Origin of the sequence: Paeniglutamicibacter quisquiliarum, from assembly GCF_019084045.1 — a bacterium.
Lineage (GTDB): Bacteria > Actinomycetota > Actinomycetes > Actinomycetales > Micrococcaceae > Paeniglutamicibacter > Paeniglutamicibacter quisquiliarum.
In genome coordinates this window covers 127,076-154,044 of record NZ_JAHRED010000008.1, presented here as the reverse complement: position 1 = coordinate 154,044, position 26,969 = coordinate 127,076, and the positions used below count along the sequence as shown (strand labels likewise).

The following is a 26,969-nucleotide window of genomic DNA, read 5'->3' as shown; positions in this document are numbered from 1 at the left end:
GCGGGCCTGCCGCGGCCAACAGCCGCCAACCGAAATGCGCCGGATGCTCCGGACGGATTCGGCCCTCGCCCTGGTCCTTGATAGCTTGGCCAGGAGCCCGCCATCGCCGAAAGAGATCCAATGCCGCAAACCCCGTCGATCACCCTCCAGCCGTTCCAGGAGGCCGACGCGGCATTTTTCGCTTCCATGGCCTCCGACGAGAGGGTGACCCGCTTCATCGGGGACGGGCGGCCGTGGGACCGGCAAATCACCCAGGACCGCATCCGCGCAGCCCTGCGACAGGACCCGCCACATCGCGCGGGAGCTTCCCGCTGGTTCCTGGCGAAGGAGGCAGGCGAACCAGTCGGCATCGTGGTGTCCACCCGCACGGAGGAGGGCGTCGAGATCGGATACTGGGTGTCGCCGGATTGCTGGGGACGCGGCATTGCCGGGGCCATGGTCGATGGAGCGCTGACCACGATCCCCGAGGTCTACGAAACCCGGGAACTCTTCGCCCGCGTGGACCCGGCCAACACGGCCTCGTCCAGGCTTCTCACCCGCCGCGGCTTCCAGCGTAAATCCCACCAGCGCGGGTTGGACAGGTACGCACTGGAACTTCCCAAGCCATAGCATCAGGCGCGCGGTAGCGGGCCGTCGTTGCCACGCCTGCAACCCTCACCCTCCGCCGGCAGGTGGCCACGGGCCTGGGGGAAAATCCTGAGTCGGAGGGTCTGCCCAGGGCCGCACCTTATGGTCTACTGTGGTCCCATGTCCAGTCGCATAGCCGCCATTGCCATCGATGCGATCCGGCCACGGGTCGTGGCCGAGTTCTGGTGCGCTGTCCTCGACTGGCAGATTGTCGACGAAGACAGCGACGGAATCAGCATCGCGCCGCGCGACAAGGCATGGCCCTCCATCGATGTGTTCGCGGTGCCCGAGGGCAAGGGCGTGAAAAACCGGCTGCATTTCGACCTGCGGGCGGACGGCCTGTCCACCGCCGAGGAGCTCGAGCGCCTGCTTGCCCTGGGTGCCAGGCGCACGGACGTGGGCCAGGGCGAAGGAGTCAGCTGGGTCGTCCTGTGCGATCCCGAGGGCAACGAATTCTGCCTGCTGTCGCGCACCGTGCAGGACGTGAAAAACCTGGACTAGGATCCGGGGCAACCTCGAGCGCGCGGGGCGCAGGCGGCCGGTCGTCGGCGCTCCCCGAAGACCCAACGCTCCTGCCAGGGGAACCTGCGCGGCGGCGCGGGCCGAGGCGAAGGTTCGCTCGAAAGGCCGGGCATCGGGGAACCGCCGGTCCTGATGGCTGGTTGATTGTTTCGCCAGAAGTCCATTGGCATTGGGTCGTGTGAATGACAGAATCGCAACGTGGCTGAAAATGGTCGGCCGAAGTCGAATCAGGAGAATTTCTTATGGGCGCTTGGGACACATCGGTCTTTGGAAACGACGATGCCGCTGACTTCATTTACGAATTTGACGACGCCGACACCGCTGCCAAGGTTGCGCCGATATTGGAGCAAGCCCTCGACACGGTACTCAACGCGGCCCCCGAGGTCGAGGCCTCGGACGGCGCGGTGGGCCTGGCGGCCGCTGCACTCGTGGTCTCGTGGAATGAACCGGAATTGCTGGGAACGGACGGCGGCAGCGCCCCGGAGCCATGGCCGCGATCATCGGACCCGCTGCCCGAACACCTGAATGCCAAGGCGGCAGGTGCCCTGGACCGCATGGGCAATGCGGATGGGAATGAGCTGGCCGGGCTGTGGGCCGAGGCGGGAGAGTCCGCCGAATTCGAGGCCGAGCTCCTCCGCTGGCGGTCACGTTTGCCTTAGGCGATGTGGTGGTGAGGCGGCTCTGGCGCCCCGAAAGAAGGCTGCCCGAGCCGCTCGAGTTCGGTCCACTCCCGGAAACAAGCACGAACTGTTGTCGAATCGAACTGCCGGTCGGATACTGGCTGCAGGGTAGGGATGGACACCGCGCGAACGCCGAGGAGGCGGAATCATGGGTGAACTGCACGTCAACATGAACATCACACTCGATGGGGTGATCCAGGCCAACGGCGGCCCCAACGAACAAGACGGGGACTTCGAATACGCCGGCTGGGAACGACCGTTTTGGGACCGGGAGTCGTCAGACCTGCTGGAACTCGATGTCCAGGCATCGGACGCGCTGTTGCTGGGCCGCACGACGTACGAGATCTTCCGCGGGTACTGGCCCGGTGCGACCGACGAAATCGGCGAGGTTTTCAATCGGGTGCCTAAATATGTGGCATCCCGCGGCACCCCGGAGCTGACCTGGGCCACCAGCACCCAAATCACCGATGCCGCCGAGGAAGTTCGTGACCTGCGGCAACGGCATGAGCAGATCCACACGTGGGGAAGCGCGAATCTCCTGCAGACCCTGTTTCGCGAGGGCCTGGTCGACCGAGTGAACCTGTGGATGTGCCCGGTCGTGATCGGGGAAGGCAAGCGGCTTTTTCCTGCGGGCACCACTCCCAGCCGCTTCGAATTGGTCGAGCCGCCGAAAGCCTTCAGAAGCGGGGTCATGCTGCTTCGCTACAGGCGCCTGGAGGGGCCTCCTGAGACGGGAAACGCGGCCGACGCCACAGGCGCCTAGACAGGACCAAGTCGCCGAACGGCGAGGCTTGCGCGAACCGATCCCTCGGCATCCTGTATTCCGCGGGCTGCACGGGAACCCCGTGCTTCGGGTTTGCCTACCCCCGTTTGCCCCACCCCGGGGCGAGGGAGGCTCCGGCTGACGTGACGCAAAAAATGTGGGTTCACTTCCGCAGGGTGTACCTCGCGGGAAATACGGTCAATTCCAGCCCTTGCCGCGATCGATGTTCTTCCGTGCCTCCCTTAGCGCACGTGCGGTATCAGGATCCCTGCCCTGAATATCGTTTGCCCGCCTATCAATGTTTCGCCAGGCCCCAAACAAGAACGGCAACAGGCAAAGAACGATAATCCCTAGAATGATCAAAACGGAGACGAAGTCCATGGACGGTTCTCTCCCGAAGCTCGTAGGGCAACTGAGGACTTAACTGGCGATCACTGTGAGGATCGCCCTTTAAGGCTACTCCTGCAATGCGTTGGCCAACAGAGAATTCGCGGTGTCCTTGAAGCACCCAGCGAATCGAGGCAGCACCGTCAATGGCGTCGACGTACGCGTGAAGGGCTCGCCTGTTCCGATGCGCCTCTGAATCGTCGCCCGACCTGGAATCAGCAGGCGGATGCGCCGTCCATCGACGGATGCACCTACACCGGTTCGAAGTATCCGTCGATGGTCGGCCTTGGGTGGAATGGGTGGCCTTGGTTCCTGACGGCGCACCCGGTGGAACCCATTCGCATTCGCGTGCTGCATCCCACATGAAAACGTCCCGCCCGCCGGCCGCGGAAAGCGGCGGGCAGACGGAACGTTGGAAACCTTGTGGGTGCGGCTAGCTAGGCCTTCGCCTCGTCGACGATCCCGTACATGCGCGGGGTGATGTCCGGGTATTCCAGGCGCGTCTTGCCCGCCTCGAGCCGTGGCAGCTGGGCCGGGCCGTGCTCGGCGCAGTGCACGAAGTCGAATTCAGGCCACCACTTCTTGGGTCGTTCGGCCTCGGTGAAACCGCAAACGGCGCAGGTCAGATGCACCCACACGGCGCGCTTGCCCGTGCGGTTGGCGCGCGACTGGATCAGCCAAGCCGGGGGATTGGCGTTCAATTCGGCGAATGCGGCTTCGCTTAGGCGTGGCGGAATGCCGTGCCGCTTGGCCATTTCCATGGGGATATCCAACGCAATCGCAGCGTCTCTTCGTGTCATCATCGTGCTTAACCCTAGGCCACTTCGCCGCGGCCCGGGGACGGGAGGGGCGGCGGCCAGGGGGCGGCGGCGCCGCGGGGCGCGATTGAGTGGAGACCTGGTTGCATTTTCATTTCAATTCGGTCGAATGCCGCAGGCAATGGCGCTTAGTGACGACGATCACCTAAGCTGTGTGAAGCATGTGTTTTCTATCACCTCGCATGCTCGCTGACAGATAAGGAATGCTCATGGCCCGCAAGAAAAACGGGATGCGCCTCGCCGCAGCCGTTATCGGCATCTCCGCCCTGGCCCTGACCGGTTGCACCGGTCCGGCCGAAACTCCAGGCGCCGGCACCGGAGGCGAATCCGCCCCAGCCAGCGGCCCGATCACCGTGGGAACCACGGACAAGGTCACCTCGCTCGACCCTGCAGGATCCTACGACAACGGTTCGTTCATGGTCATGAACCAGGTCTTCCCGTTCCTGCTCAACTCCGTGCCCGGTTCGGCGGACCCGGTAAACGACATTGCCGAATCGGCCGAGTTCACCACGCCAACCGAATACACCGTCAAGCTCAAGGCGGACCTGAAATGGGCCAACGGCACGGCCCTTGACTCCAAGGACGTCAAGCACACGTTCGACCGCCAGGTGAAGATCGCCGATCCCAACGGGCCGTCCTCCCTCCTGGGCAACCTCGACAGCGTGTCGGCCCCGGACGCCACCACCGTGGTGTTCAAGCTCAAGAGCGGCAACGACCAGACCTTCCCCCAGGTGCTCACCAGCCCCGTGGGCCCGATTGTAGATGACGAGGTCTTCCCCGCCGACAAGGTCATCCCGGACGAGGACATCGTCGCCGGCAAGGCCTTCCACGGACCGTACACGATTGAAAGCTACGCCAAGAACTCGCTGGTTTCCTTCAAGCCGTACGAAGGCTACAAGGGCCTGCTGGGGGCGCCGGCGAACAACGCCGCCAACATCAAGTACTACGCGGATTCGAACAACCTCAAGCTGGACGTGCAGCAGGGAAACATCGACGTCGCCTGGCGCGCACTTTCATCCACCGACGTGGAAGACCTGGGCAAGGACTCCAAGGTCAAGGTCCTCACCGGACCGGGCGGCGAGCTGCGCTACATCGTCTTCAACTTCGACATCATGCCGTTCGGTGCCAAGACCGATGACGCCGACCCGGCAAAGTCCCTTGCCGTCCGCCAGGCGGCCGCCAACCTCGTTGACCGCGAGGCGATCGCCACCGGCGTCTACAAGGGCACCTACCTCCCGGCATACTCCTACGTGCCGCAGGGCTTCACCGGGGCCATTGAGCCGCTCAAGGAAATGTACGGGGAAGACGGCAAGCCGTCACCGGACAAGGCCAAGGCGGTCCTCGAGGCGGCAGGCGTCAGCACCCCGGTCGACCTGAAGCTCCAGTACAACCCGGACCACTACGGACCGAGCTCGGGCGACGAATACGCGTTGGTGAAGAGCCAGCTGGAAAAGGGCGGCCTGTTCAAGGTGGACCTGCAGTCCACCGAATGGGTGACGTACCAGAAGTCGCGCGTCACCGACTACCCGTCGTACCAGCTGGGCTGGTACCCGGACTACTCGGATGCCGACAACTACCTGAGCCCGTTCTTCGCCAAGAACAACTTCCTGGGCAACGCGTACGACAACAAGGAAGTTGACACGCTGATCAACGAGCAGCGCGTGGAAACGGACGCAGCCAAGCGCACCGCCCTGATCGAGGAAATCCAGACCAAGGTCGCCGGCGACCTCTCCACCCTGCCGCTGTTGCAGGGTGCCCAGGTTGCCGTCGCGGGAGCCAGCGTCGCCGGCGTCGAGAAGACCCTCGACCCGTCCTTCAAGTTCCGCCTGGGCGTCATCTCCAAGTAGGCAGACACCCGTCGGGATCCACCGACACACCGGCCCCGGTTCCCCTCCGTCGGAGGGGAGCCGGGGCGGGCCATGTCGGGGCCCGCCACCCATAGCCCCAAACTAGCTAGGATGCACCATTCATGGCCATCATGACCGATCTTGCCGAAGCCGAGTCGCCACAACCGACACCGGTGGCAACGGCTACCAAGGCAGGAGGCAGCTTTGTACGTTACCTCGTCACTCGCTTCCTGCTGATTTTCCCCACCATCTTCATCCTGGTGACGCTCGTCTTCTTCCTGATGCGCGTCACCGGCGACCCAATCACCGCCGCCCTCGGCGGCCGCCTGACCCCCGACCAGCTGGCCGAGCGCATCGCCGCCGCCGGCTACGACCGCCCGGTCCTCGTCCAGTACTTCGAGTACCTCGGGCAGGTTTTCACCGGCAACTTCGGCCGGACGCTCACCGACAACCGCGCCGTCACCGAGGTGCTGGCCACCTACGGGGCGGCCACCGCCGAGCTGGCCTTCAATTCGCTCGTGATCGCCCTGCTGATCGGCATCCCCTTCGGACTGCTCTCGGCCAAGCTGCGCGACCGCTGGCCCGACGCGATCCTGCGCGTCTTCGCGATCCTGTGCTACGCCACCCCGGTGTTCTTCGCCGGGCTGTTGCTCAAGCTCATCTTCGGGGTGTGGCTCGGCTGGCTGCCGATTGCCGGGCGGGCGGGCATCAATGCCGAACTCGCGCTAACTTCCCTGGAGCAGCCCAGCGGCATCTTCCTGCTTGACGCGCTGCGCTCGGGGAACATGGCTGCGGCCTCCGACGTCATCCAGCACGCAATCCTGCCCGCCGTTGCCCTGGGCCTGCTCACCGCCGGGGTGTTCCTGCGCCTGGTGCGCACCAACGTCATCGGCACCCTGGGGCGCGACTACGTGGAAGCAGGTCGCTCCCGCGGCGTCTCCGAATACCGGCTGCTCACCAAGCACGCCTACCGCCCTGCATTGATCCCCATCATCACGGTCATGGGCCTGCAGATCGCATTGCTGCTCGGAGGCGCGGTGCTCACCGAGACCACCTTCGAGTGGAAGGGGCTGGGCTTCATGTTGGCCGAGTACCTCACGGCCCGTGACTTCGTGGCCGTGCAGGGCATTGTGGTGCTGCTGGCGGTCATCGTCGCGGTCACCAACTTCATCGTGGACATCATTGCCGCGCTCATCGACCCCCGAGTGAGGTTCTAGCCATGGCCACCACAACCCCCACGGCCCTCGGGGCCAGGAAGCCGCTGTGGACGCGCCTGCCGATCGTCTCCCACTACCGGATGAGCGCCGGGCTGCAGCGCGGGATGCTGGTGGCGGGACTGGTCCTGTCCGCAGTCTTCCTGCTCACCGCACTTCTCGCCCCGGTGCTGGCACCCTTCGGATTCTCACAGCTCTCCGACGCGCAGGGCAATTTCCCCACCCAGGAGCCGCCTGGCGATAAATTCCTGTGGGGCACCACCGTCAGCGGATTCGACGTGTATTCGCGCACCCTCTGGGGAGCGCAGACCGCCGTCGCCGTGATCGTTGTCGCCGTGGTCTTCTCCATCTTCCTCGGCGTGATCCTGGGCCTGATCTCCGGGTACATCGGCGGCTGGCTGGATAGGGTGCTGGTCGTGCTGGCCGACGCCATTTACGCCTTCCCCTCGCTGCTGCTGGCCATCGTGATGTCCATCGTGATTTCCCAAGGCCAATCGAGTCTGTGGGGCGGAATCATGGCAGCGGCGATCTCCATCACCGTGGTCTTCATCCCGCAGTACTTCCGCGTGATCCGAGCCGAAACCGTGCGGCTGAAGGCCGAGCCCTTCGTTGAATCCGCCAAGGTCGTCGGCGCCTCCAACGTGCGGATCATGGCCAAGCACATCTTCCGCAACGCCACCCGCTCGCTGCCGCTGATCTTCACGCTCAACGCCTCCGAGGCACTGCTGACCCTGGCGGGCCTGGGATTCCTGGGATTCGGCATCGAACCGACCAAGGCCGCCGAATGGGGCTTTGACCTGAATCGCGCCCTGAGCGACGCCAGCAGCGGCATCTGGTGGACCGGGGTCTTCCCGGGCGCCGCCATCGTGCTCACGGTGCTCGGGCTGACCCTGGTGGGCGAATCCATGAACGACCTGGCAGACCCGCGCCTGCGGATGCGCCGAAAAGCAAAGCGTCGCGGCGGAAAGGCCACAGCATGAACGCACACCGCAGGGACGTGATCGGCCGCGCCGACGGCACCGTCCTGGAAATCAAGGACCTCGAGGTCACCTTCACCACCGACGCCGGCGAGGTTCCGGCCGTGCGCGGGGTCGGCTTCGAGGTCGCCGCCGGGGAGGTCGTCGCCGTGGTCGGCGAATCCGGCTCCGGCAAGTCGGTGACCGCCCGCACCATCCTGGGGCTGCTCGCCGAGACCGCGGTCGCCCGCGGGGCCGTGGTGCTCAAGGGCAGCAACATGCTCACCCTGGGCGCCCGCGAGCTGCGCGCCGTGCGCGGGGACGAGGTCTCCATGGTGTTCCAGGAGCCCTCCACCGCGCTGAACCCGGTGTACACCGTGGGCTGGCAGATCGCCGAGGGCATCCGCGCCCACGGCAAGGTCGGGCGCAAGGAGGCCAAGGCCCGCGCCATCGAGGTGCTGCGCAAGGTCGGCATCCCGGAGCCGGAGAAGCGGGTGAACTACTACCCGCACCAGTTCTCCGGCGGGCAGAAGCAGCGCGTCATCATCGCCGCGGCCCTGGCCCTGAACCCGGCGCTGATCGTCGCCGACGAGCCGACCACGGCGCTGGATGTCACGGTGCAGGCCGAGATCCTGGAGCTGCTGCGCGAGGTGCGCGACGACTTCAACACCGGGATCGTGCTGATCACCCACAACATGGGCGTGGTCGCGGACCTGGCCGACCGCGTGGTGGTGATGTACCAAGGCAAGATCGTGGAGAGTGCGCCGAGCTCGGAGCTCTTCGCCGCCCCGCGCGAGGACTACACCAAGGCGCTGCTGGCCGCGGTGCCGCACCTGGGCCGGCACTCGGCTTCCGAGGGCATGGTCGAGCGCTCCGGCCAGGGCAAGGAGGTGCTGGTCGAGGCGAGGAACCTGTCCATCGTCTATCCCGGGCGCCTGGGCACGCCATCGTTCACCGCCGTCGACGATGTCTCCCTGCACATCTGTGCCGGGGAGGTCTACGGGCTGGTGGGCGAATCCGGCTCCGGGAAGACCACCATCGGACGCGCCATTGCGGGGCTGAACAAGGTCAGCGCCGGCTCGCTGAAGGTCTTCGGCTACGAGATGCTCGATTTCAGGGAGCGCACCTTCAAGAAGCTGCGCCAGGACATCGGGTTCGTGTTCCAGGACCCGGCGGCCAGCTTCAATCCGCAGCTGAGCATCGGCGAGTGCGTCGCCGAGCCGCTGCTGGTGCACAAGGCGCTCGATGCCCGTGCCGCCCGCAGGCGGGTCGACGAGCTGCTCGAGGCGGTGCAGCTGCCGGCTGCCTTCGCCGCCCGCTTCCCGCACGAGCTCTCCGGCGGCCAGCGCCAGCGCGCCTCGCTGGCCCGGGCGCTGGCGCTGGACCCGAAGCTGCTGATCGCCGACGAGCCGACCAGTGCGCTGGATGTCTCCGTCCAGGCCAAGGTGCTGGAGCTGTTCAAGGAGCTGCAGGCCGAACTTGGCTTTGCGGCCCTGTTCATCTCCCACGACCTGGCCGTGGTTGACATGCTCTCGACCTGGGTGGGGGTGCTCTACCGCGGCAAGCTCGTCGAGGAGGGCATCGGCAACCAAGTCATGGGCGACCCGCAGCACCCGTACACCCGCCGGCTGATCGCCTCGCTGCCGGTGCCCGACCCGGTGGAGCAGGCGCTGCGCCGCGAGGCATTCCTCAAGGCGGTATAGGCAGGAAAGTGGCCCGCAGGGCACTGAAACGGGGGTGGCCCGCCACGTGCGGGCCGCCCCCGTGGCCGTCCAGTGGCCGTCCCGGAGCCGCCGCGGGGGAGCGGAACGGGGCGGCCGGGGAAGGGATCTGTCAGCCCAAAGCTGATTGGTCCCGGAGTCGCGCGTCACGGTTGGGCGCATTGAAGCGGGCAACCCTAGACTTGAAGCCATGAGCCAACAGAAGAACCCGCAGGCTGCGGACCCCGCGGACACCGGTGCCTACGACCCCACTGCCAGCTCCCTGGCCGACTCCGTCCCCGACGAGGTCATGGCGGAATTGCTGTCGATCCGCAGCAGCATCGACAACTTCGACGCCACCCTGGTCTACCTGCTGGCCGAACGCTTCAAGGCCACCCAGCGGGTGGGCCACCTCAAGGCGGTGCACGCGCTGCCGCCGAGCGACCCGGGACGGGAAAAGGCACAGATCGAGCGCCTGCGCCGGCTGGCCCAGGAAGCGCACCTGGACCCCGAATTCGCGGAGAAATTCATGAACTTCATCATTTCCGAGGTCATCCGGCACCACAACAACATCTCCGCCACGCACGCCGAGTCCGGAAACTAGTCGATGCCCCCGATGCCCGAGGAACTTCAGGCGGCGCCCGCCGTGCCCCAGGTCCAGGCCAGCGCGCACGGCCCCATGCCCGGAACCGACCCGATGGAATCGGTGCTGGTGATCCGCGGCGAGATCGGGGCCCCGAACCTGCCGCACCTGCCCGAGCTACCGGAGCGCGGCGTCGGCTCCGACGCCATCGGCCGCGGAGCGCAGCTGCTCGAGGACCTCGCCGTAGACCTGCAGCCCTATGGCTGGCGGCTGGCCGCCGCACCCGGCATCGACGCGCGGCGGGCCGCCTCGGCGCTGCGCACCGACCTGAACGTGCTCTCCGATGCCATCGGCGCCGAGGAAGCCCCGGGCACCGAGCTGAAGATCCAGTTCCCGGGTCCCGCCACGCTGGCGGCCAACCTCTACCTGCACCACGGGGAACGCGCGGTCTCCGACCACGGGGCGCGCCGCGACCTGGCCCAGTCCCTGGCGCTGGGCGCCGTGCGGCACCTGCAGTCGGTGGCCAGGATGACCGGCGCCGAGCGAGTGACCGTGTACATCGACGAGCCGGACGCCGGCGCGGTGCTCAACGGCACGCTGCCCACCGCCAGCGGCTACCGCACGCTGCGCGCGGTCCCGGCCGCCGAGATCCGCGGCTGGTGGAGCGAACTGGCCGACTCGCTGCACGGGGCCGGTGCCGCGGCCGTGGTCATCGGCGCCGACGCCGAACCCGGAACCTGGACGAAGCTTGCCACCACGGCCCTGGAGGCCGGGGCCGACGGACTGGGCGCCAACGCCGCATCGCTCACCGTCCCGGGCTGGGAACTGCTGGCCGCCGCCGTGGAATCCGGCAGCCGTCTCTGGCTGGGGTGCCTGGACGCGGCCGCGAACCCGCCCGGCGTCGTGGAGGCGGTCAACGCAATCCGGCGGCCCTGGCGCCAGCTCGGCCTGCCCGATGCGGCCCTGGGCGCCTTGGTGCTCACCCCCGCCGGCGGGCTCGAGGGGCTGTCCCCGGCACGTGCCACCGCCGTGTTGGGGCGTCTGGCCTCCTATGCTGAGGCGCTGAACCAGGTCCGCGTCGACGGCTAGCTAGGCGGCGGGCGGCCCGGCCGCGGGGATCGCGCCCGGCGCCCCGTATCCGGGGATCGGCAGGTTGCCGGGGTGCTGCGTCCCGGCGGCCAGCACCAGGTCCAGGCGTTCGCGGCGGATGCGCAGGTCAACCTGCAACATGGTGAGCATCAACTGCGTCAGCACCATGCCGGCGGCGCCGACCAGCGCGTTGACCACGATGCCCAGGGCCACCACGGCATCCGGCGCGGACGCGGCGCCGAAGAGCTGGCCGCCGAGCACCGCGGCCAGCTGCGAGAGGATCCCGCCGATGATGCCGAGCACCACGGCGACGACGAGCAGGATCCCCAGCGTCCGCCACCAGGAGCCCTGGGTCAGCGACCACGAGGAACGCACCGCGCGGGCGATCCCCGGCGGCCGGGTGATGAGCAACGCGGGGACCAGGCAGATCCGGATGGCGACCCACAGCCACAGCGGTGCCAGCACCAGGAACATGGCCACCATTCCGAGCGACGCCACAGCAACGCCCAGGGCGCCGGCCAGCAGCAGCGAAACCGCCACCGGGACCGCGACGAGCGCGGTGCCCGCTGCACCAAGCAGCACGTTCCACAGCGCGATGCGCAGCATCCCGCCGCGCGCCAGCGCCAGCGACTGGCCCCAGCCGGTCGGCAGCCCGAGCACCGCACGCATCGCGGCTACGGTGGCCGGACCCACGACCAGCACGTTGGCCAGCAATTGCACCACCAGCACGGCGACGCCGGCGCCGGCATAGGCCAGCCAGGGGTGGGGGAAGGCCTCGGCCCACACGCCGGGGCCCAGCGGGTCGGATCCAGGGTCGGAGGCCAGCGCATCCAGGGCGCGTTCCAGGGCAACGACCGAGAAATCCAGCCACTGCACCAGCAACACCATGGCCAGCACCGGCAACAACTGGACGAGCATCGCATTGGCGACGGTGGCCAGCGGTGCGCGGCGCACCACGGCGAAGGTGGCATCGAGCAGGTCGGCGAAGCCCAGCGGCCGCAATTCCACCACGCCGGGCTTGGGCGCCTGCCACCAGCCCGAGGGGCCGGGCCGCGGCTCCGGGCCCCGGGTGCCGCCGGCCGGCGGCTGGTTCCACCCGGGCGGCGGCTGGCCCCAGCCTCCCGGGGTTCCGGCGGCGTCCCGCGGCGGCGTCGGTGGATCACCGTGTGTACTCATGTCAGCGTCAGCTCTCCCTCGCGTTCCGTGATGCGGTCCGGGTATCCGTCCAGGAAGGCGCCGGACCCCCGCGTTTGCTCCAGTCTAGCGCCGGGGCAGGCGGGGCGAACGGTGAGGTGGATTGCCGTTTCCGCGGCGATTTGCCCGGCTTGCTCATGTAGTCTTGAGGTATCCGGGCGCGTGGTCTTCTCAGCGCCCAGCGCAGCGCTACGGAAGGGCAGATTATGAAGGCACGCATCCTGGTTGTCGACGACGACGAGGCGCTGGCCGAAATGATCGGCATCGTGTTGCAGAACGACGGTTTCGAGGCCGTGTTCTGCTACGACGGTGCCAAGGCATTGGGTGTCTTCCGCGAGGTCAAGCCCGATCTGGTGCTGCTTGACCTGATGCTTCCCGGGCTCGACGGCATCGAGGTCTGCAAGCTCATCCGCGCCGAGGACGACGTCCCGATCGTCATGCTGACCGCCAAGTCCGACACCGCCGACGTGGTCCGCGGCCTGGAGTCCGGCGCCGACGACTACGTCCCCAAGCCCTTCAAGCCCGCCGAGCTCGTCGCCCGCGTGCGCGCCCGTCTGCGCCCCGGCGAACAGCACGCCCCGGAGACCCTGAAGATCGGGGACCTGAGCATCGACGTCGCCGGACACCGCGTCACCCGCGCTGGGGAGCCCATCGGGCTGACCCCGCTGGAATTCGACCTGCTGGTGGCCCTGGCCCGCAAGCCGTGGCAGGTGTTCACCCGCGAGCAGCTGCTCGAGCAGGTGTGGGGCTACCGCCACGCCGCCGACACCCGGCTGGTCAACGTGCACGTGCAGCGCCTGCGCTCCAAGGTCGAGCTTGATCCCGAGAGCCCGGGCGTCGTGCTGACCGTCCGCGGCGTGGGATACAAGGCGGGCCAGGCCTGAGCCAGGAGATGACGGGAAGCATGGAAACCGTCGAGCCGGCGCGGGCCGCCCCCGCGGCCCCGGCGCACCACCCGCGCACGTGGGACTGGCCGCGCCGTGCGCTCGCGGCCCTGGTGCGCGCGCGCAACACCATGCGCTCGCGCTGGACCCGCTCGCTGCTTTTCCGGACCGTGACCTCCGCGATGCTGCTCAGCGCCGTGGCAATGCTGGGCGCCGGCGCGTTCCTGTCCAACCAGATTGCCATCGGCCTGTTCCAGGAACGCTTCAACCAGGTCGAGTCCGAGTCCCTGCGCGGGCTGAACCAGGTGCGCGCGATCTTCGATTCGGCCGCCACCACCGACCGCTCCAGCACGCACTCGCTGGTGACCAGCACGCTGAAGATCCTCGAGGGCGACACCGCCCTGGTGCCGCGCGACTTCGTGCTGGTCCCGTTGCCGGGCGACGACGACCTGTACGTCGGGCCCACCGCCAGCGGCAACCTGACCTCCCGCATCGTCCCGGAGGCGCTGGCCGCCCAGGTCCGGGAATCCAACGCCACCTACTGGCAGTCCATCGAGGTCAACGCCGGGGCCAGCGCCGGGCCGGGCCTGATCTTCGGCACCAAGGTGACGCTGCCGCCGGGGCGCGAGTACGGCCTGTACCTGGTCTATGACCTCACCAGCGTGCAAAAGACCCTCGACTTCATCAACCGGGCCATGGGCCTGGTCGGCGGGCTGCTGCTGCTGGTTGTCGGCGGCATCACCTGGTACGTGACCCGCGCCGTGGTTCGCCCCGTGGCGGCCGCCGCACAGGTCTCGGAGAAGCTTGCCGCCGGCCAGCTCCAGGAGCGCATGGTCGTCTCCGGGGAGGACGAGACCGCCAGGCTGGGGAACTCTTTCAACCACATGGCCGAGTCCCTGCAGGACCAGATCAACCAGCTGGCAACGCTCTCGCAGATGCAGCAGCGCTTCGTCTCGGACGTCTCCCACGAGCTGCGCACCCCGCTGACCACCGTGCGGATGGCCGCCGAGGTGCTCCACGATGCACGCGAGGACTTCGACCCCATCAACAAGCGAAGCGCCGAGCTGCTCTACAACCAGGTCGAGCGCTTCCAGATCCTGCTCAACGACCTGCTGGAGGTCTCCCGCTTCGATGCAGGGGTGGCGGTGCTCGATGCCGAGCCCAACGACCTGGTCACCGTGGCCCGGCGCGTGATCGACGCTGCCACCCCGCACGCCGACGCCATGGGCTCGGTGCTGCGCCTGGGCACCCCGTCCGGGGGAGCGGTGGCGGAAATGGACGCGCGGCGCATCGAACGCGTGGTGCGCAACCTGGTGATGAACGCCATCGAGCACGGCGAGGGAAACCCCATCGACATCACCGTGGCCGGGAACCAGAACGCGGTGGCCATCACGGTGCGCGACCGCGGCATCGGCATGAGCCCGGAGGCCGCGGGCCGGGTCTTCGACAGGTTCTGGCGGGCCGACCCCGCCCGGGCGCGCACCACCGGCGGCTCGGGACTGGGCCTGTCCATCGCGATGGAGGACACCCGGCTGCACGAGGGCCGGCTCGAGGCCTGGGGGGAGCGCGGCGTGGGATCGTGCTTCCGGCTGACCCTGCCGCGGATCCTGGGCAACCAGATCGTCGCCTCGCCGCTCCCGCTGGAACCGATCGTGCTCGCCGACGCCGTCCTGGAGGCCGGGAAGGTCGTCTCCTTCCCGCTGACCGGGGAGATCCCGGCCATCGGATTCAAGCCCGCCCCGCCGCTGATCCCCGAGGCATCCCCGGGCACCGACGCCGGCGCGCCGGGCGCCGCGGCACACACCCCAGGAAGGCACCACCCGCATGACTAGGAAACTCCCGACTCCCGCAAGGATGCTGGCAGTGCTCCTGGGCGTGGCGCTGGTGCTCACCGGCTGCTCGGAGATCCCGCGCAACTCCCCGGTCCAGTCCATCGCGCTGGACGGGAGCGACGCCGCGGAGAACGGCGACGTGCAGTTCACCGCCCCCGGTCCGACGGCCGACGCCAACGCCAGGGAAATCGTCGAGGGCTTCATCCAGGCCGGCGTCGCGGCCCAGGACGACTACAAGGTCGCCCGCGACTTCCTGACCCCGAAGCAGTCAGGCATCTGGAAGGGCTCGGTGCGGACGCTGGTCTACGACGACCGCCCCTCGGTGATCCCCGGGGCCAAGGCCAACAGCTACACGATCCAGCTGGAGGTCGTCTCCGAGATCGACGCGGCGGGCATCATGACCGAGATGCCGCCGCACACCACCCGCGCCCTTGACGTGTCCCTGGAAAAGGTCGACGGGCAGTGGCGGATCTCGCAGCTGCCCGACGGCATCATGCTGGACACGGCCAACTTCACCCACCTCTTTGCCGCGCAGACCCTGTACTTCTACGACGTCAGCTTCCACTATGCGGTGCCCGACGTGCGCTGGTTCCCGACCCGCACGGGCGTCGCCGCCGCCATGGTCGAGGCGCTGCTGGCGGGCCCCGCCGACTACCTGGAAAACGCGGTGGTCTCCGCCTTCCCGAGCGGAAGCGGCCTGGTCCGTTCCTCGGTGCCGATCGAGTCGCAGCGCGCCACCGTCGACCTGAGCTCGGAGACGTTCCTTGACGCCACCGAACTGTCGCGGCAGCAAATGCAGCAGCAGCTTGAACTGACCCTCGGCGGGCTGGGCAGCGTGCGCTCGGTGGTGATGACCGAGGAGCAGTCCGAGGTCAAGGTCGGCCCGAAGGACCCCGAATTCGTGGTCGCGGAGATCAACCCCGCGGTGCCCGACACCCAGATCGGCGTGGTTGACCACGCGCTGTACTACCTCAAGGGCAATTCCCTGCGGCTGGTTGGCGGCATCGGCGACATCGCCGGCTACCACCCGCGGCTGCCGGCGATGAGCCCGCTGGGCAACCGCTACGCGTTCCTCAACGGGTCGCGGACCTCCCTGGTCGTCGTCGACGAGGACGGCAGCAACTCCGTGGTCGCCACCGGCAAGGACCTGGTCCGCCCGTCCATGGACGCCCACGGGTGGACCTGGACCGTGGACAACTCGGCGACCACCAGGGTCCTGGCGGTGCCGGCCGACACGGACCTGAACGGCAAGGTCCGGCCCGTCACCGCCGACGGGCTCGCCGACTCCAAGGTCACCTCGCTGCGGGTCTCGCGCGACGGGACCAGGGCGCTGATCGTTTCCTCCCGCGACGGGGAAACCAGCGTGACGATCAGCGGGATCCTGCGCGATGTGGACGGCGCCCCGCGCGGCTTCGCCCCGCCCAAGCGCATCTACCCCGAGGTCCCGGCGACCCAGGCGGTGTGGAACTCCGACGTCTCGGTCATCGTCTCCTCGACCAGCACCACCGAGAAGGTCGCGGCCGAGGAAATCAGCCTGACCGGCACCCGGGTGAAGTACCTGCCGCTGCTGGGCATGGTGGGCCTGTCCGCAGGGCCCGGGGAGCGCCGCCCGGTCTACGCCGAGACCACGGACAAGATCCACTCGCGCGTGGGCAACTCCTGGCACATCATGGAAGACATGGTCCGGGACCTGTCCTACCCGGGCTGAGCAGCTCCCGGGCCGCGGCCATCCACAGCCCGCAGGCGGCGGGAGACCGGAGGGCGGCCCGCGGGCCCATGCTGGTTGACATGACGAACTGGGTGCGCCCCGATCCGGATGCCGCGTTCAGGCGTGCGGTTCCCGCCGGACGAGCGCCGGCGCGAGACTGGCTCCGGCGCCTCGACGCATGGTGGGTGCACGGGTCCCCGCGTGCGGTGCGTTCCGCTGTCCGCGGCACCGCGGCCCTGCTGCTGCCTGTCGAATGCGTCTGCTGCCGACGCCCCGATGCCGTGGTGTGCGGGCGGTGCGCGCGGGCCCTGCGCACCGCGTGCCTTCGTCCCCGGAGGGTCGAGCACCGGGCCGAGGCCCTCCCGCTGAACCCCGGCAACGAGCCGATGCCGGTGATTGCCGCCGGCTCCTACGAACACGAGCTGGCCGCCGTCGTCCTGGCCTACAAGAACCACCAGATGCCGGCCCTGGCCGGGATGCTGGTGCCGCCGCTGGCCCGCGCCGTGAAGTCCGCCCTGGACACCCTGGCCGAGCCCGGCGCGCCGGTGGTGCTGGTTCCGGTGCCCACCCGGCTGCAGGCGAGGAACCGGCGCGGATACTTCCCGGTGGGCCTGTTGCTGGGCCGGCTGCGGCGGGCGGGGGTGTTGCCGGAGGGGGTGCGGGTTGCCCGGTTGGTGCGCTATCGGGCCGCGCGGCAATTCACCGCGGCCCAGAAGGGCAAGGGACGGCGCGCCCGGGGCGCGGTGCGGAATTCCATGTGCGCGCGGCGCAGGCGAACGCTGGACCGGCTCGCCGGCCGGGGCGCCCGGGTCCTGCTCATCGACGATGTGCTCACCACCGGATCGACGCTGGCCGAGGCGCAACGCGCGCTGGCCGAGGCAGGTCTCCCGGCCTGCGGTGCCGTGGTGCTGGCGGCGACACCCGCACCGGATGAAAAGCGCGGTGTTCGCTCAACGCGATGAAGTAATAATGCGCACATCCTTGATTATCTTGGCAGGTGTCATAGGGTGAGGTATGGGCACCCCGCGAGGGGAAACGAACCCATCTTCAGCGACCGGAAGGAGTGAATTCTTCGGTCGCTGTTGTGTCACCTGAGCAATGATGGAGGACACCATGGAGATGACGATCAACGGACGCAATGTCAGTGTCACGGATCGGTTCCGCGAGTACGTGGACGAGAAGATCGACAAGGTCGATCAACTTGCAACGAAGATCCAGCGCTTGGACATCAAGGTCACCAAGGAGCAGCACGCACGCAATGCGGACACTGCTCTGACCGTCGAATTGACGGTCCTGGGTCGTGGCCCCGCGATCCGCGCCGAGGCCAAGGCCGCGGACAAGTTCGCAGCCTTTGACACCGCGTTCGCAAAGCTCCTCGAGCGTTTGCGCAAGGCCCGGGATCGTCGCAAGATCCACCACGGACGCCAGACCCCGACAGCCGTGCACCAGGCCACCAGCCGCCTGGAACCGGCCGACAGCTCGCTTCCGCTGCACGAATCAACGCGTCTGGCCCAGCAGGAGGAAGAAGCCCGCCAGGCCGCCGAAGCCGACCAGAACGGCGCACCGCCCATCGAGATCCGCCGCAAGGTCTTCCCTGCGGAAACCATGAGTGTCGACGACGCCGTTGACCGCATGGAAATGATCGGGCACCCCTTCTACCTCTTCGTGGATGCGGCGACCGGGGCACACTCGGTGGTCTACGCCCGCAAGGGCAAGGGCAACCAGCAGTACTCCTACGGAACCATCACCCTGGACCCGGATGCCACCGATGAGGCGACACTGGAGACACGCCGGTACCGCGACCCGGAACCGGCCAACGCCTAGCATCGCGGGACCTACGATGGGCTCATGAGCAGGAATCTTACTTCTTCGCAGGCCCGTCGGATCGCCGTGGCAGCCCAAGGGCTGCACAAGGTCCGGCCCACCACTCCCATCAACCTGGGGGCGGTGGGCCGGACCTTTGCGCGTCTGGAACTGATCCAAATCGACTCGGTCAACGTCCTCGCCCGCGCCCAGTACCTGCCGATCTTTTCCCGCCTGGGCCCCTACGCCCCGGACCTCCTGGACAGGCTTGCGGTGAAGCGCCCGCGCAAGGCCGTTGAATACTGGGCGCATGAGGCATCGCTGGTGCGCAGTGAACATTTCCACGACCTTGTGCCCTGGCAGCAACGTTCATGGCCCGGAAGCATGAAGACCATCGACGACGAGGGGCGCGTGCTGGCCCACCGGATCCTGGAGCTGTTGGCCCGGGGCACGGCGCTGACCTCCCGTGAGGTCGCCGCCGAACTGGGCCACGAACACGTCAGGGACCAGGAATCCTGGGGATGGAACTGGTCGGCGGTCAAGCGCGCCCTGGAGGCATTGTTTGCGGAGGGAATGATCAGCACCGAGGGCCGCAATGGCGCGTTCGAGCGCCGTTACACCTCGCTGCACCGGGTATTCCCCGATACCCCGGGTCCCGCTGCGGAGCACGAGCGGCGGCTGGGGATGGAACGGTTGCTGCTGGCCGCCGCCAAGGCGCACGGGGTGGGCAGCGTGCACTGCCTCGCCGACTATTTCCGCTTGCCGTTGCGGCAAAGCGCCGAGGTCCTTGAGGACCTGGCCGGGCGCGGGGCCCTGGAGCGGGTGGGCATCGAGGGGCTGAAGGAAACCTTTTACCTGTTGCCCGGCACCGTCGTTCCCCGGTCCGCCGGCGGAAGGGCCCTGCTGGGCCCCTTTGACTCGATGGTGTTCAACCGCCGCCGCATCGAAAAGCTGTTCGGGTTCACCTACCGACTGGAGATCTACACCCCGGAGGCCAAGCGCGTCTACGGCTACTACGTCCTTCCCTTCCTGCTGGGCGAGCAGCTGGTGGCCCGCGTCGACTTGAAGGCCGACCGGGCCACCGGGCAGCTTCTGGTCCGCGGGGCCTTCGCCGAGCCCGGCGCTCCGGGGAACACCGCCGGGGAACTGGCGGCCGAATTGCGGCTCATGGCGAACTGGCTGGGGCTTGGCGAGGTGGTGGTTTCGGCGCGGGGGAATCTGGCAGCCGCCTTGGAGTTTTCACTAAGCTCGCCCGAATCCAGCTAAAAGCCACAGGTGAAAGCAATCTCTCACGTAGACTGAACACGCCAGAATTCCTGTGCTTGAGATTTGGGAGCTGCCTCGTGGCATCACTGCTTGAACGTATCCTGCGTACCGGCGACAAGAAAACGCTGAAGACGTTGCGCGGGTACGCCGACGCCATCAACGTGCTTGATGGCGAATTCCGTGCCCTGTCCGATGCGGAGCTGCGTGGTGAAACCGACAAGTTCAGGGCGCGTATCGCCGACGGCGAGTCCCTTGACCACCTGCTGCCCGAGGCGTTTGCCGCGGTCCGCGAGGCCGCCGACCGCACCCTGGGCATGCGCCACTTCGACGTCCAGCTCATGGGCGGCGCCGCCCTGCACCTGGGCAACATTGCCGAAATGAAGACCGGCGAGGGCAAGACCCTGGTCGCGACCGCCCCGGCCTACCTCAACGCACTGTCCGGCAAGGGCGTCCACGTGGTCACGGTCAACGACTTCCTGGCGGAGTACCAGTCGGACCTGATGGGCCGGGTCTACCGCTTCCTGGGCCTGTCCAACGGCTGCATCCTGTCCAACCAGGATCCGGCGATGCGCCGCAAGCAATACGAAGCCGACATCACCTACGGCACGAACAACGAATTCGGGTTCGACTACCTGCGCGACAACATGGCCTGGAGCTCCGACGAGCTCGTCCAGCGCGCCCACAACTTCGCCATCGTCGATGAGGTCGACTCGATCCTCATCGACGAGGCCCGCACCCCGCTGATCATTTCGGGCCAGGCCTCCGGCGACGTGAACCGCTGGTACACCGAATTCGCCAAGCTGGTCACCCGCCTGAGCCTCGACACCGACTACGAGGTCGACGAGAAGAAGCGGACCATCGGCGTGTTGGAACCCGGCATCGAAAAGGTCGAGGACTACCTGGGCATCCACAACCTCTACGAGGCGTCCAACACCCCGCTGATCGGATTCCTGAACAACGCCATCAAGGCCAAGGAACTGTTCAAGAACGACAAGGACTACGTCGTGATCAACGGCGAGGTCATGATCGTCGACGAGCACACCGGCCGTTCGCTGGCCGGTCGCCGCTACTCCGAGGGCATGCACCAGGCCATCGAGGCGAAGGAAGGGGTGGAGATCAAGGCCGAGAACCAGACCATGGCGACCGTGACCCTGCAGAACTACTTCCGCCTCTACAAGAAGCTCGCGGGCATGACCGGCACCGCGCAGACCGAGGCCGGCGAATTCATGGGCACCTACAAGCTCGGCGTGGTGGAGATCCCCACCAACAAGCCGCTGCTGCGCAAGGACCAGGCGGACCTGATCTACAAGAACGAGATCGCCAAGTTCGACGCCGTGGTCCAGGACATTGCCGAACGCCACGCCACCGGGCAGCCTGTGCTCGTGGGCACCACCAGCGTGGAAAAGAGCGAATACCTGGCCCGCCTGCTGGCCAAGCAGGGCATCCGTCACGAGGTCCTCAACGCCAAGCAGCACGCCCGCGAGGCCGCCATCGTCGCCCAGGCCGGCAAGAAGGGCGCGGTCACCGTGGCCACCAACATGGCCGGCCGCGGCACCGACATCATGCTCGGCGGCAACGCCGAATTCCTGGCCGTCGCCGAGATGGAGCGCCGCGGGCTTGACCCGGAAACGAACTCCGAGGAATACGAGCGCGTCTGGGACTCCGTCTTCGAGGACGCCAAGAAGCAGGTCGCGAACGAGGCGAAGGAAGTCTCCGAGGCCGGCGGACTCTATGTTCTTGGCACCGAACGCCACGAGTCACGCCGCATCGACAACCAGCTGCGTGGCCGCTCCGGCCGCCAGGGCGACCCGGGAGAATCCCGCTTCTACCTGTCGATGACCGATGAGCTGATGCGCCGCTTCAACGCCGGCGCCGCCCAGCGGATCATGAACAACCCCTCAATGCCCGACGACGTGGCCCTGGAATCGAAGATCGTCTCCAAGGCCATCGAGACCGCGCAGGCCCAGGTGGAGGGCACCAACGCCGAGCAGCGCAAGAACGTGCTGAAGTACGACGACGTGATGAACCGCCAGCGCGAGGCCATCTACGGCGACCGCCGACGCATCCTCGAGGGCGGGGACCTGCACGAGAAGGTCGCGCACTTCCTCGAAGACGTGGTCAAGGCCATGGTCGCCGAGGCCACCGGCGAGGGCCATGCCGAGGACTGGGACCTGAAGCGGCTGTGGGGGAACCTCAAGCAGCTGTACCCGATTTCCGTCACCCTCGAGGAGGTTGCCGAGGAGGCCGGGCACCGCGACGCGATCACTCCCGAGCTGCTCGAGCGTGAAATCCTCTCCGACGCACGCCTGCAGTACGTGGCACGCGAAGAGTCGGTCGGGTCGGAAAACATGCGCGAGCTTGAGCGTCGCGTGGTGCTTTCGGTCATCGGCCGCAAGTGGCAGGAACACCTCTACGAGATGGACTACCTCAAGGAGGGCATTGGCCTGCGCGCCATGGCCCAGCGCGACCCGTTGGTCGAGTACCAGCGCGAGGGTTTCCTGATGTTCCAGACGATGATGGAATCCATCCGCGAGGAAAGCATCGGCATGCTCTTCAACATCGAGGTGGAAACCAAGCAGGCCCCGGCGATCTCGCTGCCCGGTGTCACCGATGCCCGTTCCATGACCAACGAACCGGTGCTGAGCACCCCGGGGCTCGACGCCCCGGCCCGCCCCGCCACCCTGCGCTACACGGCGCCGGAGGAGAGCGGCGAGGCCGCCACGCACGTCGAGCGCACCTCCGGTGCCGACTCCACGAAGCCGGCCGGCGGGAACAAGAAGAAAAAGGGCAAGCGCCGCTAGCCGATTTCCAAGGCAGTCACCTGCCAGCGTCCGTGCCACCGCTCTATTCTCAGGGCGGTGGCACGGACTTTTTGCATGTCGCGCAGGATCACGGCGGCCTCGAAGACCAGAGGCAGGACCTGGGTGATGCGCATGCGCATCACCCGTGGATTGGAATAGCAACGGCTCTGCGGGTCGGGCAGGTTGCCCGCGCCGAGCCGCATGTGTTGTTCCAGCTTGCTCATGCACGTGGGGCTCAGGGCATGAAGCAACTGGCGGGCCGGCCGGGCACCGGCCAGCACCTCCAGGACCGCGGGCGCGGCAGCGTGCACGATTGCCGCCACGGATTCCTCCAGGCCCAGCAGGGCGTTCGTGGGCGGGAAAAGTTGTTCAAGAACCATCCGGGCGGCCGGGTTGGGGACCGTTTCCGGAAAATCCTCGTCGCATCCGCGCCCGAATTCCGCGGGGACGTCGGCTTCGGGCTCCGCGGGCGACGGGAAGCCGGGTGGCGGGGCCTCGGTCCCGGTTTCCGGACGGAGGCACCGCCGCCGGCGCGGTGCGAGATCGGTGCGCAAGGCCTCGGGGAATCGCCTGACCTCGATCCGCGGAGGGGCTGCATCCCCGGGCGTTGCAAAGACGTTCTCGTGCAAGAGCAGCGGCTCGGCGTTCGCGGTGGACGGCGTGATCGCTGTGATGGACATGGCGGGCTCCTGGTTGGCGGCGGTGCGTCGGGGTTGGGTGGCTGGGGCGGATCAGGACCGCAGGGGCGCGGGGAGTGGTGCCTCGAGCACCATGCCGACGTCCAGCCGATTGGGGTCCGGTCCAATGAGCCGGCGGTTGGCCGCGTACCAACGCGGCCAGGCGGCGGAGATTTCCTCGGCGGAAGCGCCGGCCGGAAGGTGCCGGGCGGCAATGGCCCAGAGGCTGTCGCCGGGGCCCACCACCACCTCGTCGTCCGGACGCGTGTTGCCGCCGCCGACGACCCGCTGCAACGGCAGCGGAACGCGGTGGGGGACCCACCCGGGGCTCAGCAGTTCGGTCTCTGCACCGGCAGGCTCCAGGGATCCGGCCGGAGGTTCCTTGGCCTCGATGACCGGCCCGGAATCCGGCGCAACTTCCCGGTGCGGTTGCAGGGGCGTGGCGACGGCAACGGTGACGTCGGTGCCGGCAGGCCCGGCACCGAGTGAACACCCCGCAAGGGCAATCGATCCGCCCAGTCCCGCCAGCGCCAGCCGGGCAACGCATCCGGGGACGAGTCCGAGCATGGCGGCGGCGTGGAGCCGGTGGCCGCGGGCGCAGGCAACGCGGGCGACCAGGGCCAGCCCGAGACACGTGAGCAGCCAGGTGAGCACCAGACCTCCCAGCAGGCCCAGGGCCAGTCCCGTGAGTTGTTCCAGCGACCGGGCATCCAGCGTGGTCTCGGTGAAGGAGCGTGCGTGCAGCGAACGCCAGATGCCAAGGCTTGCACCAAGCATGGCCAGCGAGAGTGCGGCGATGCCGGTGAGGGACAGGGCGTCACGGACGCGTTGAGTGCGCATCTTGACCTCCTTTGATGATGTTTGATGTCATTTGTTGATATTTGTATGAGCATGATGACACTTCGTGCACGGAGAAGCTAGGGGTAGGCGGAAATCTTTTGAGCCTCTAGGGTGTGCTCATGAGATGGGAATCGCTCTTCGCGGACCTGGAAGCCCAGTTCGAGGCCGATGAGGCCCGCAACCAGGACAGTGAAATCCAGGAATTTGTGCGGATCGAACGCGCCCGGCAAACCCTGATGCAGCGACTGGCCCGGCACCTGGGCACCCGGGTCGACGTGCAGCTGCTCGGGGGCGAGCGCGTCGGCGGGCGGCTGGCGGGCATCGGCAAGGACTGGCTGGTGCTCCACCACGGCGGCAGCGAGGAGCTCATCCCCATCCAGGCGCTGGCCTGGTGGGCGGCACTCGAGGTGGGCGCAGGTCCGCCGCCGGGGGAGCGGCGTGTGGGCTTTTCCCAGGCGCTGCGCGTACTGGTGCGTGACCGCGCCAGGGTCAGCATCGGCGGGCTTGACGGCCAACTGCTGGCCAGCGGAACCCTGGACCAGGTGGGCCAGGACTTCCTCGAGGTGGCGTTGCATTCCCGCGACGAGTTCCGCCGGTCCGCCGCCGTGCTGGGCCGGACCGTGATCCCCTTCGCCGCGCTGGCCCGGGTGCGCCGCGAGGAGTGAGGCGGCGGGTTATCCACCATTGTTGCCCGCCCCCTGTTCACCGATCGCCGCCGCGGCGTAGGGTGGCCCCCAAGGACCGGAAACGGGACCTGTGGTCCCGGGTCGGAGCATTCCAGTCATCGTGCGCGCCGGGCAAGCGACGGAACACGTGTGCGGGGACGGGTGGCGGAGGGGGAATGGCGAGATGGAGAAGGCGCGCGATCAGGTGGCCGTTGCGGCAAGCCGGCTGGGCAAGCCCAGTTGGAAGGACCCCCGCCTGCTGCTGGGCATCCTCATCGTGCTGGCCTCCTGTGTCGGGGTGGTTGCCCTGACCAGTTCCATGGACCGCACCACGCCCATGTACTCGGCCAAGTCGGACATCTCGCTGGGCGAGGAGATCACCGCGGAGAAACTCAACGTGGTCAACGTGAAGCTCGACGCCCTGGAAGCCGGTTATGTCCCGGCGGACGCCGGCCTGCTGTCCGGTACGCGGGCGAACGCCCTGATCCGCGCCGGGCAGCTGCTCCCGCGCAGCGCGCTGGGCCTGGACGATGGAACCAATCGCCGCCCGGTGTCCATCGACCTGCCCGACGCCCTGCCCTCGGCCATCACCTCCGGTGCCCACGTGGATGTGTGGGTGTCCCTCAAGGACCGCTCCGCCAACGCCTACGCACCGCCGACGCTCCTGCTGCCCGCGGCGGAAGTCACCGCACGGACCGAACGGGCCACCGGGTTCGGCGGCACGGCCGGAACCCTCGTGGAGATCCTGGTGGTGGACACCGGGCTGGCGGGCCTGCTCGAGGCCATGGCCAACGATGCGCGCATCACCGTGGTCTTCAATCCCGGGGCCAGTGCGTCATGAACATTTCCGTGGTGGTGCACGGGGACGACGGGACCGTGGTGGACCGGCTGGAGAGCCACCGCGGCGTGCTCACGGTGGCCCGCACCTGCGCGGAAATAGCCGAGGTGATCGCCCTGTGCGAGACCGGGCTGGCCGACGCGGCGATCCTGGCCGGACCGCCGGAAGAGGTGGAAACCCACGACATCGATGCCATGATCGAACGCGGCGTGCCGGTGGTGGTGCTCTGCGACGACGCGGCCCAGGGCAAGCGGCTGGCGGCCGCCGGCGCCTACGTGGCGGCGACGGGGACCCCGGCGGCCGAGCTGGGCATCCTGGTCGGCCGGGCCCGCGCCGAGCTGGGGCACCGCGAACACGCCCCGGAACCGGTCCAGCCGGGGGAGCCTGCGGGCGGTGGCACCCCGAAGCGCGCCGGCATCGTGGTCTTCTGGGGTCCGGTCGGATCGCCGGGGCGCTCGCTGCTGGCGCTGAACTACGCGGTGGAGTGTGCCCTGGACGGCAAGGACGTGGTGCTGCTGGACGCGGACACCTACGGGGCCTCCCAGGCGGTGCAGCTGGGCCTGCTCGACGAGGCGGCGGGCATCGCCCAGATCTGCCGCACCGTGGATTCGGGCAGGTTCGATGCCACGAAGCTGGAACGAAGCTGCGCCCCGGTGGTGATTGCCGGGGCGCGGATGCGCGTGGCCACCGGGCTGCCGCGGGCCAGCCGCTGGCCGGAGCTGCGCCCGACCGCGTTGCGCCGGGCGGTGCTGGCGCTGCAGGAGGGGTGCGACATGATCGTCATCGATGTCGCGGCTGCCCTGGAGCTCGACGAGGAGCTGTCCTTCGACACCGCGGCCCCGCAACGAAACGGAGTCACCGCGGCGATGCTGCGCATTGCCGATGAGATCTACGCGGTCGGTGCCGCGGACAGCATCGGCGTGCCGCGGCTGATCCGGGCGCTGGAGGAGATGCGCGAGGTGCTGGGGGAACTGGAGGTGAAGGTGCTGTTCAACAAGGTCTCCGCGGCCAATGTGGGCGCCTCCCCGCGCCAGGCGCTGGCCGAGACCTGGGCGCGCTTCGGGCCCGATGTCCCGGTTGCGGGGTACCTGCCGCACGACCCCGCGGCGGTCGACGCGGCATTGCTGGCCGGCAGCGCCCTAGCAGAGATCGCCCCGCATTCGGGTCTCCGGGTGGCGATCGCGGCGCTTGCCGGACACAAGATCAAGGCAAAGATGCCGCTTCTGCGCCGCTTCGCACCCTCGATGTGACGTTCGTAACCTGGCGGGATAGTGT

At 68.0% G+C, this 26,969-nt stretch carries 24 protein-coding genes; 20 read left to right on the top strand and 4 right to left on the bottom strand.

The window, feature by feature from the left end:
* The first annotated feature begins 120 nt into the window (after positions 1-120).
* From KRR55_RS14930 to KRR55_RS14915, 4 genes are all read left to right on the top strand, one after another.
* Positions 121-609, top strand: coding sequence for a GNAT family N-acetyltransferase (locus KRR55_RS14930; RefSeq protein ID WP_217389910.1), 489 nt, complete (start codon positions 121-123; stop codon positions 607-609).
* Positions 610-747: 138 nt separating this feature from the next.
* Positions 748-1,128 (top strand): VOC family protein, encoded by a 381-nt coding sequence (locus tag KRR55_RS14925; RefSeq protein WP_217389909.1) that lies wholly within the window; start codon positions 748-750, stop codon positions 1,126-1,128.
* 263 nt (positions 1,129-1,391) lie between these two features.
* Positions 1,392-1,808: a DUF4259 domain-containing protein gene (locus KRR55_RS14920; RefSeq protein ID WP_217389908.1), complete on the top strand. Its 417-nt coding sequence runs from the start codon at positions 1,392-1,394 to the stop codon at positions 1,806-1,808.
* 169 nt (positions 1,809-1,977) lie between these two features.
* Positions 1,978-2,592, top strand: coding sequence for a dihydrofolate reductase family protein (locus tag KRR55_RS14915; protein ID WP_217389907.1), 615 nt, complete (start codon positions 1,978-1,980; stop codon positions 2,590-2,592).
* 824 nt (positions 2,593-3,416) lie between these two features.
* Here KRR55_RS14915 and KRR55_RS14910 read toward each other — a convergent pair.
* The gene (locus KRR55_RS14910; protein ID WP_217389906.1) at positions 3,417-3,782 is read right to left on the bottom strand and encodes a hypothetical protein; all 366 of its coding nucleotides are present in this window, start codon (positions 3,780-3,782) and stop codon (positions 3,417-3,419) included.
* A gap of 224 nt (positions 3,783-4,006) precedes the next feature.
* Between KRR55_RS14910 and KRR55_RS14905 the strand changes: the two genes are divergently transcribed.
* The 6 genes from KRR55_RS14905 to KRR55_RS14880 all read left to right on the top strand — a co-directional run bounded on the left by KRR55_RS14905 (position 4,007) and on the right by KRR55_RS14880 (position 11,186).
* Entirely contained in the window at positions 4,007-5,644 is a 1,638-nt protein-coding gene (locus tag KRR55_RS14905) for an ABC transporter substrate-binding protein (RefSeq protein WP_217389905.1), read from the top strand.
* Positions 5,645-5,775: 131 nt separating this feature from the next.
* Entirely contained in the window at positions 5,776-6,861 is a 1,086-nt protein-coding gene (locus KRR55_RS14900) for an ABC transporter permease (RefSeq protein ID WP_217389987.1), read from the top strand.
* Between the two features lie 2 nt (positions 6,862-6,863).
* Positions 6,864-7,838: an ABC transporter permease gene (locus tag KRR55_RS14895; protein WP_217389904.1), complete on the top strand. Its 975-nt coding sequence runs from the start codon at positions 6,864-6,866 to the stop codon at positions 7,836-7,838.
* Positions 7,835-9,517, top strand: coding sequence for a dipeptide ABC transporter ATP-binding protein (locus KRR55_RS14890; RefSeq protein WP_217389903.1), 1,683 nt, complete (start codon positions 7,835-7,837; stop codon positions 9,515-9,517). The genes KRR55_RS14895 and KRR55_RS14890 overlap by 4 nt, the downstream gene beginning before the upstream one ends.
* Positions 9,518-9,725: 208 nt before the next feature.
* Entirely contained in the window at positions 9,726-10,118 is a 393-nt protein-coding gene (locus KRR55_RS14885; RefSeq protein WP_217389902.1) for a chorismate mutase, read from the top strand.
* 12 nt (positions 10,119-10,130) lie between these two features.
* On the top strand, positions 10,131-11,186 hold the full coding sequence (locus KRR55_RS14880) for a uroporphyrinogen decarboxylase/cobalamine-independent methonine synthase family protein (protein WP_217389901.1): 1,056 nt from the start codon (positions 10,131-10,133) through the stop codon (positions 11,184-11,186).
* Here KRR55_RS14880 and KRR55_RS14875 read toward each other — a convergent pair whose 3' ends face one another.
* On the bottom strand, positions 11,187-12,362 hold the full coding sequence (locus tag KRR55_RS14875) for a hypothetical protein (RefSeq protein ID WP_217389900.1): 1,176 nt from the start codon (positions 12,360-12,362) through the stop codon (positions 11,187-11,189).
* A 224-nt stretch (positions 12,363-12,586) separates the two neighbouring features.
* Here KRR55_RS14875 and mtrA point away from each other — a divergent pair, with 224 nt between their 5' ends.
* The 7 genes from mtrA to secA all read left to right on the top strand — a co-directional run bounded on the left by mtrA (position 12,587) and on the right by secA (position 22,674).
* Positions 12,587-13,264 carry an MtrAB system response regulator MtrA gene (mtrA, locus tag KRR55_RS14870; protein ID WP_217389899.1) on the top strand — a complete coding sequence of 226 codons (678 nt, stop codon included), beginning with the start codon at positions 12,587-12,589 and terminating at the stop codon, positions 13,262-13,264.
* Positions 13,265-13,284: 20 nt separating this feature from the next.
* The gene (gene mtrB, locus KRR55_RS14865; RefSeq protein ID WP_217389898.1) at positions 13,285-15,096 is read left to right on the top strand and encodes an MtrAB system histidine kinase MtrB; all 1,812 of its coding nucleotides are present in this window, start codon (positions 13,285-13,287) and stop codon (positions 15,094-15,096) included.
* Positions 15,089-16,804, top strand: coding sequence for an LpqB family beta-propeller domain-containing protein (locus KRR55_RS14860; RefSeq protein WP_217389897.1), 1,716 nt, complete (start codon positions 15,089-15,091; stop codon positions 16,802-16,804). The genes mtrB and KRR55_RS14860 overlap by 8 nt, the downstream gene beginning before the upstream one ends.
* 80 nt (positions 16,805-16,884) lie before the next feature.
* Positions 16,885-17,766 (top strand): ComF family protein, encoded by an 882-nt coding sequence (locus KRR55_RS14855; RefSeq protein WP_217389896.1) that lies wholly within the window; start codon positions 16,885-16,887, stop codon positions 17,764-17,766.
* 151 nt (positions 17,767-17,917) lie between these two features.
* The gene (gene hpf, locus KRR55_RS14850) at positions 17,918-18,628 is read left to right on the top strand and encodes a ribosome hibernation-promoting factor, HPF/YfiA family (protein WP_217389895.1); all 711 of its coding nucleotides are present in this window, start codon (positions 17,918-17,920) and stop codon (positions 18,626-18,628) included.
* A 24-nt stretch (positions 18,629-18,652) separates the two neighbouring features.
* Positions 18,653-19,873, top strand: coding sequence for a winged helix-turn-helix domain-containing protein (locus KRR55_RS14845; RefSeq protein ID WP_217389894.1), 1,221 nt, complete (start codon positions 18,653-18,655; stop codon positions 19,871-19,873).
* A gap of 77 nt (positions 19,874-19,950) precedes the next feature.
* Positions 19,951-22,674 carry a preprotein translocase subunit SecA gene (gene secA, locus KRR55_RS14840; RefSeq protein WP_217389893.1) on the top strand — a complete coding sequence of 908 codons (2,724 nt, stop codon included), beginning with the start codon at positions 19,951-19,953 and terminating at the stop codon, positions 22,672-22,674.
* On the opposite strand, the gene KRR55_RS14835 is transcribed toward secA, so the two are convergent.
* Together KRR55_RS14835 and KRR55_RS14830 are read right to left on the bottom strand one after the other, a co-directional pair.
* Entirely contained in the window at positions 22,671-23,354 is a 684-nt protein-coding gene (locus KRR55_RS14835; RefSeq protein ID WP_217389892.1) for an Rv3235 family protein, read from the bottom strand. The genes secA and KRR55_RS14835 overlap by 4 nt on opposite strands.
* A gap of 51 nt (positions 23,355-23,405) precedes the next feature.
* Positions 23,406-24,191 (bottom strand): LysM peptidoglycan-binding domain-containing protein, encoded by a 786-nt coding sequence (locus KRR55_RS14830; RefSeq protein WP_217389891.1) that lies wholly within the window; start codon positions 24,189-24,191, stop codon positions 23,406-23,408.
* Positions 24,192-24,310: 119 nt separating this feature from the next.
* Here KRR55_RS14830 and KRR55_RS14825 point away from each other — a divergent pair, with 119 nt between their 5' ends.
* From KRR55_RS14825 to KRR55_RS14815, 3 genes are all read left to right on the top strand, one after another.
* A complete protein-coding gene (locus tag KRR55_RS14825) occupies positions 24,311-24,856 on the top strand; it encodes a hypothetical protein (protein WP_217389890.1) in 546 nt (181 codons plus the stop codon).
* Positions 24,857-25,040: 184 nt separating this feature from the next.
* Positions 25,041-25,697: an SAF domain-containing protein gene (locus KRR55_RS14820; protein WP_217389889.1), complete on the top strand. Its 657-nt coding sequence runs from the start codon at positions 25,041-25,043 to the stop codon at positions 25,695-25,697.
* On the top strand, positions 25,694-26,944 hold the full coding sequence (locus KRR55_RS14815) for a CpaE/TadZ family protein (RefSeq protein ID WP_217389888.1): 1,251 nt from the start codon (positions 25,694-25,696) through the stop codon (positions 26,942-26,944). The genes KRR55_RS14820 and KRR55_RS14815 overlap by 4 nt, the downstream gene beginning before the upstream one ends.
* Positions 26,945-26,969 lie beyond the last annotated feature (25 nt).